Origin of the sequence: Pseudomonas sp. CM27 (assembly GCF_013179515.1) — a bacterium.
Lineage (GTDB): Bacteria > Pseudomonadota > Gammaproteobacteria > Pseudomonadales > Pseudomonadaceae > Aquipseudomonas.
In genome coordinates, this window is record NZ_JABMCN010000464.1 from 1 (window position 1) to 941 (window position 941).

General features: G+C 61.1%; 1 pseudogene. It reads left to right on the forward strand.

The window, feature by feature from the left end:
- Nucleotides 1-941: pseudogene (locus HP547_RS28970) on the forward strand (hypothetical protein); the annotation flags it as partial.

The following is a 941-nucleotide window of genomic DNA, read 5'->3' on the forward strand; positions in this document are numbered from 1 at the left end:
GGGGGCGCGGGCGGCGACCCGCTGGCGCGCTATGGCATGACCTTGAGCGGTAGCGACTTGCGGGTCAGCGAGATCACCCTGCCCACGGCCAACCAGGCACGTTGGCGCTTCACCTATCGGGATGTGCGTGGGTACCTTTGTGTGAGCGAGGTGCGTACGCCTTTTGGCGGCCACGAGCGGATTTTTCACGAGGACGCCGGGCACCAGTTCCCGCCCAGCGCCAACCGGGCCAATCTGCCACGGGTCACCCTTCACGAAACGCTGCCAGGTTTTGGCCAGCCTGCCAGCGTGGTGCGCTATGAATACCCCGACGCGCACAATTTCATCGGTGGCGGCAGTACGGTTCCTTGGTCTGATGAAGGCCTGGACAACCTTTACCGGGTAGACAAGGGGTATACCTACCAGACCGTTGAGCGCCATGAAGTGCAGGGTAGAACCGTGCGCTCGATCACGCGTACGTTCAACCGTTTTCATCTGCTGACCGACCAGGACACCGTTCAGGGAGACAAACGGCTGCAGGCGTTCAGCGTCTATGGGGAAGTGGACGGTTCGTTCGATCAGCAGCCGCCTTTCTTCCAGTTGCCCCACCAGGAAACCCAACGCTGGTCACTGGTCAGCAACCCTTTGAAGCAGCGCGAAGAAACGCAGGCGACAACCTACGATACCCACGGCAACGTGCTCACTCGCTTACTGCCGAACAAGGTGCTTGAGACCAATGTCTGGTATCAGGGCGCAGAGGAAGGGGACCCGCACGGTTTCGTGCGCAACCTGAAATCCAGGGAGGTGAAGCCTGCAGCTACAGGGCAGGGCAGTGCGCGTACCTTGATCCAGCAGTACCAGTACAGGCAGTTGACGCCGCTGGGCGGCTACCTGAAGAAAGCCTGGCGGTTGGTCGATGTCGAGACACTGAGCGAGCCTGGCGCACAGCCTGGCGAATTCCA